The following is a 4,761-nucleotide window of genomic DNA, read 5'->3' as shown; positions in this document are numbered from 1 at the left end:
CCGCCGCGCGACGACGTACGCGATATCTATGCGGTGTCCTCGCTGATTCTGCAGTTGTCGAACAAACCCGAGTCGTTCGGGCGAACCGTGATCGAGGCGCTCTCGCTGTGCCGTCCGGTACTGGGTTATGCGCACGGTGGTGTCGGCGAGTTGCTGGCCGAACTGTATCCGGCTGGCCGGGTTCCGCTGGGGGATCATGAGCGGCTGGTCGAGCGTGCGGCCGAACTGTTACGTCTGGCGCCTTCCATCGCACCGCTGGAAAGCTACCGCCTGAAGGATATGCAGTCGCAGGTGCTGGCACTCTACAGCCGTCTGGTCGAGACCCGACAGAGCGGCTGAGCGGCGCACGCGTTCGACCCCATTCCGTATACCCTACAATCCGCCCTGGTCTCGCGGATCCACGTGCATGTCTTTCGCCACGTCATTGAAAGCCGCCCTGCGTTCGCCGCTGCTGCCGTTCTGGCTGGTGCTGGCACTGTTGCCGGTGGGCCGGGCAAGCGAACTGGGCACATTCCTGTGCCTGCTGGGCTGCATCATGCTGTTCGTGCGCGAGCCGCGTGCGCTGTCCGGGCATGCCGGTGCCCGGATGTTGCTGTGGCTGTTCGCGGCCTATTTTGCCGCAGCCCTGGTTTCGGCCCTGGACAGCGTGGCGATGGCGCGCAGCTGGGAAACCGTGGTCGGGATCATCCGCTATATACCGCTCGGCCTGTACGCCTGTTTTGCGATCCGGCGACGGTCCAGATTGCACGCCATGTATGTGGCCAGTGGCGTGGTGGTGGCGTTGTGGGCGCTCGATGCCTGGGTGCAGATCTTCACCGGCTGGAGTCTGGGAGGGCACGCTGCTCCCGAGCGTATTTCGGGCATCTTTGGCGCCGGTAACCTGAAGTTGGGACCGGTGCTGGCCAGTTTGTCGCCATTCGTGCTGTGGCTGTTTCGCGAGCAATGGAAACGACGCGGCCTGATACTGGCCATGCTGCTGATGCTCGGTCCGATTCTGCTGGCCGGCTCGCGCGCGGCCTGGCTGACCTTCGCTCTGGTGGCGCTTGCCTTTGCCTGGCGCGAAGCGCGCACGCCGCTGCGTCTCCTGGGATGGTGCGCCGGCGGTCTGCTGGCGCTTGCCCTGGCAGCGGGGCTGGCGTGGAAGACTTCACCACGATTCCATCAGCGGATGCAGCGGACCATGCAGGTGTTCAGTGACACCGAGCAGGGCGTGAACACGGCAACCAGCGGCCGATTGGATATCTGGAGCGTGGCCCTGCGCATGTACCTGGGGCATCCTATCAATGGTGTGGGCGTGCGCGCCTTCCGATATGCCTATCCGGCATATGCATCAAGCAACGACCACTTCGTGACCAGCGAGGAGGCGTGCGGCAAGAATCAAGGTGCCTGCCATGCGCATCAGTTGGTGCTGGAAGTGGCCAGTGACACCGGGACCATTGGGTTGTTGGCCTGGCTGGCGGCGACGGTGCTGGCGTGGCGGACCTGGCGAAGACGCGATCCACAGGCGCGCGCACTCGCCTATCCATCCACAGTGGCGCTGGCGGTCACAGTGTTTCCGCTGAACACCCACCTGGCCTTCTATTCGGCCTGGTGGGGACTGTTCTTCTGGTGGTTGCTGGCACTGTGGTGTGCCGCGCTGTTCGTGGTCGAGGACGAGGCTTTGGAGCTCGATCCGTGAGCACGCGTGAACCGCTGTCGGTGGTCGTGATCACCTACAACAACGCCGACACTCTGGAGCGTTGCCTGCAAGCCGTCGACTGGGCCGAGGATCTGTTGGTGCTTGATTCGGGCTCCGAGGACGAAACGGTGGCGATTGCCCGGCGCCATGGTGCGCGTGTGGAGGTCCATCCGTTCGACGACTACGGACCCCAGAAACAGCGTGCGATCGACCTGGCTCGAAATGACTGGGTGCTCAATGTTGATGCCGACGAAGTGCTTTCGCCGGGGACGCGTGCGCTGATCGAACAGGCGCTGGTAAAGCCGGACGTGGCCGGCTACCGGTTGCCGCGGCGCGAGCGCATGTTCTGGACCATCCAGCACCCATGGAGTCACCGCAACGCGCATCTGCGCCTGTTTGATCGGCGACGCGGGCGCATGAATGATGTGGAGGTGCACGCGGCGGTGGAAGTGGAGGGGCCGGTGCGCATCCTGCGCCGTGCTGACTTCGTCAACGACGGGGATCGCGATATCGCCGCCCGGGTGGAAAAGATCAACCGCTACTCCAGCGGCATGGTGGCGCACAAGTTGCGCCGGCGTCAGCGCTTCACGGGCGTGCGCATGGTCGTGTATCCACCGGTCTTCTTTTTGCGCCAATACCTGTTCAAGCGCTATTTCCTGAACGGTTGGGCAGGTTTCATCGCCAGTGCCTCCGGGGCGTTCTACGTGTTCCTGAAATACGCCAAGCTGCACGAGGCGCGGCGCCATCGCGGGCGTGGCAGTCAGTAGGCCGGTGGCTCACCGGGAAGGCGGGTCTTGAAACGCTTGTGCACCCACAGGTATTGCTCGGGTGCGGCGCGCACCATGCGCTCGATGGCGGTATTGACGCGGGCGGTGTCGGCGGTCACGTCGGCGCCAGGGAAATCCTCCAGCGGTGGGTCAAGGCAAATCGCATAGCCGCCGCCGGGCAGACGCCGATGAAAGAAAGGAATCACCAGCGCACCCGACAACCGCGCAAGGTGATGGGTCGCGGTGATGGTCGCGGCCGGGACACCGAAGAACGGCACAAAGACGCTGTCCTTGCTGCGCATGTCCTGGTCGGGCGCATACCACATGGTGCCGCCGCGCTTGAGGTAACGGACAGTTCCGCGCAGGTCGTCCTTGTCGAACATGGCATCGGCGTAATCCAGTCGTGCGCGCAGTACGGCCCACTCGAAGACCTCCGAGTTCATGCGCCGGTACATGCCGGCGATGCGTATCTGCTGCGAGACCAGGCGCGCGCACAGCTCGAGGTGCGAGAAGTGGCCACCGACCAGCAAGACCCCCCGACCCTGTGCCCGCGCCTGCTCAAGGTGATGGAGTCCCTGAATATCCATGGGAATGCGTTCGATGGCGGCGTCGGAGCCCATCCAGCCGAGCGCGAATTCGGCCATCATGTAGCCCAGGTCGTGCAAGTGGTCATCGACCAGCCTGCGTTGCGCACGGATATCGAGTTCCGGAAAACACAAGGCGATGTTGCGTTCGGCGATGTGGCGCCTGGCACTGGGGATGTGGCGAATGAGTCGACCGAGTGCGCCGCCCAGCCCGAGCAGGACGCGATAGGGAAGACGAGCCACAAGCCACACGCAGCCGAGTCCGATCCAAGACGGCCAAAGGGCCGGTCGAAGCAGAGTGCGCTGTAACATGGGGCGGGTCGTTCCGGACATCAGAGGGGGATTGTAATCAATGCGGCCGCCGCGTGCGGTTGCTCGAGACGTGCAATCGTTATACTGGCCCGCCATATCCACCAGGATGATGCCGGTGCGCCTGCTTTACACGCTTGCCATGTTCGTGGCCACGCCTGTCATGATGGTGCGGTTGTGGGCTCGTGGCTGGCGATATGGTGACTTCCACCAGCGCTGGCGTGAACGTTTTGGAATCTTTCCGGCTCCCGTGCTGGCACGAGACAGTATCTGGTTGCACGCCGTGTCCCTGGGCGAGGTCAATGCAGCCGAGCCTTTGATCAAGGCCTTGATGAAGACCTACCCGGATTATCCGATGGTGTTGACCACGGGGACGCCAACCGGCTCGGAGCGGGTGCGCAAGCTGTTTGGGGACCGGGTGTTGCATGTCTATCTTCCGTTCGATCTGCCCGTGGTGATCGGCCGCTTTCTTCGGGTCCTCCGGCCGCGCATCGCGGTTTTCGTGGAGACCGAGATCTGGCCCAATCTCTATGCGGCCTGCTGTCGACGTCATATTCCCTTGTTGATCGTCAACGCGCGACTTTCACGTCGCTCGATGCGCGGCTACATGCCGTTTCGCAAGATGGCTCGAAAAGCGCTGACATGTGTCGAGCATGTGGCCGCGCAGTCATTCGTGGATGCCGCGCGCTATCGGTTGCTGGGCGCCGACCGGCGGCGCATCACAGTCGCCGGCAACCTGAAGTTCGACATGCCGCTGCCGTCCGGCGTGCACGCGAAGGCACTTGAAGACCGCGCGCTATGGGGCAGCGAGCGGCCGGTTTGGATCGCCGCCAGCACGCATGAAGGCGAAGAGTTGGTGGTGTTGCGAGCCCATCTTGAAGTCCTCAAACGTTTCCCGGATGCATTGCTGGTGCTTGTGCCCAGACATCCCGAACGGTTCCGTCTGGTCGAGCAGACCATCCGTGGCCTGGGCTTTCGTACCGCAGTGCGTAGCACGGACCGCAATGCGGGTGCGCGAACCCAGTGTTTTCTCATCGACGCCATGGGTGAGCTGATACGATTTTATGCGACCGCTGACGTGGCCTTCGTGGGCGGCAGCCTGGTCGACATCGGCGGACACAACCTGCTGGAGCCCGCTGCTCTTTCCTGCCCTGTACTGGTCGGGCCGCATACCTTCAATTTCGAGGGCATCACGCAAAGTCTGCGCACAAGAGGGGGCGCACTTGAGGTCAGCGAGAAAAGCCTGGGAAATACAGTGCGCGGCTTGCTGGAACACCCGGATGAGCGTGAGCGCATGGGCCGCGCCGCGCGCAGGGTATTTGAGCATGAGCAGGGTGCTGTCGACCGCATCATGGCATTGATTCGTCCGCTGATGGACGACTGAAGTCCCGCACAATTGCAGGCGGGACCAGAAGGACGATCG

The 4,761-nt window shown here is 63.2% G+C and carries 5 protein-coding genes; 4 read left to right on the top strand and 1 reads right to left on the bottom strand.

Annotated elements, in window-relative coordinates; genetic code table 11:
* From PF446_RS07980 to PF446_RS07970, 3 genes are all read left to right on the top strand, one after another.
* A partial coding sequence (locus PF446_RS07980) for a glycosyltransferase (RefSeq protein WP_298070870.1) occupies positions 1 to 339 on the top strand: 339 nt, incomplete at its 5' end.
* A 67-nt stretch (positions 340 to 406) separates the two neighbouring features.
* Positions 407 to 1,678 carry an O-antigen ligase family protein gene (locus PF446_RS07975; protein WP_298070869.1) on the top strand — a complete coding sequence of 424 codons (1,272 nt, stop codon included), beginning with the start codon at positions 407 to 409 and terminating at the stop codon, positions 1,676 to 1,678.
* Positions 1,675 to 2,445, top strand: coding sequence for a glycosyltransferase family 2 protein (locus PF446_RS07970; RefSeq protein WP_298070867.1), 771 nt, complete (start codon positions 1,675 to 1,677; stop codon positions 2,443 to 2,445). The genes PF446_RS07975 and PF446_RS07970 overlap by 4 nt, the downstream gene beginning before the upstream one ends.
* Here the strand turns inward: PF446_RS07970 and lpxL are convergent.
* Positions 2,439 to 3,341 carry an LpxL/LpxP family Kdo(2)-lipid IV(A) lauroyl/palmitoleoyl acyltransferase gene (gene lpxL / locus PF446_RS07965; RefSeq protein WP_298070866.1) on the bottom strand — a complete coding sequence of 301 codons (903 nt, stop codon included), beginning with the start codon at positions 3,339 to 3,341 and terminating at the stop codon, positions 2,439 to 2,441. The genes PF446_RS07970 and lpxL overlap by 7 nt on opposite strands.
* A 109-nt stretch (positions 3,342 to 3,450) precedes the next feature.
* Here lpxL and waaA point away from each other — a divergent pair, with 109 nt between their 5' ends.
* Positions 3,451 to 4,722 (top strand): lipid IV(A) 3-deoxy-D-manno-octulosonic acid transferase, encoded by a 1,272-nt coding sequence (gene waaA, locus PF446_RS07960; RefSeq protein WP_343224666.1) that lies wholly within the window; start codon positions 3,451 to 3,453, stop codon positions 4,720 to 4,722.
* The last annotated feature ends 39 nt before the right edge of the window (positions 4,723 to 4,761 follow it).

It is taken from the genome of Oleiagrimonas sp. (assembly GCF_027858935.1).
GTDB lineage: Bacteria > Pseudomonadota > Gammaproteobacteria > Xanthomonadales > Rhodanobacteraceae > Oleiagrimonas.
This window is presented reverse-complemented; position numbering and strand designations above follow the sequence as displayed.

What these genes read in the sequence shown, in the direction of transcription:
- PF446_RS07975 (WP_298070869.1), top strand. Translation starts at nt 407, where the DNA reads ATGTCTTTCGCCACGTCATTGAAAGCCGCCCTGCGTTCGCCGCTGCTG.
- lpxL (WP_298070866.1), bottom strand. Translation starts at nt 3,341, where the DNA reads ATGTTACAGCGCACTCTGCTTCGACCGGCCCTTTGGCCGTCTTGGATC.
- waaA (WP_343224666.1), top strand. Translation starts at nt 3,451, where the DNA reads ATGCCGGTGCGCCTGCTTTACACGCTTGCCATGTTCGTGGCCACGCCT.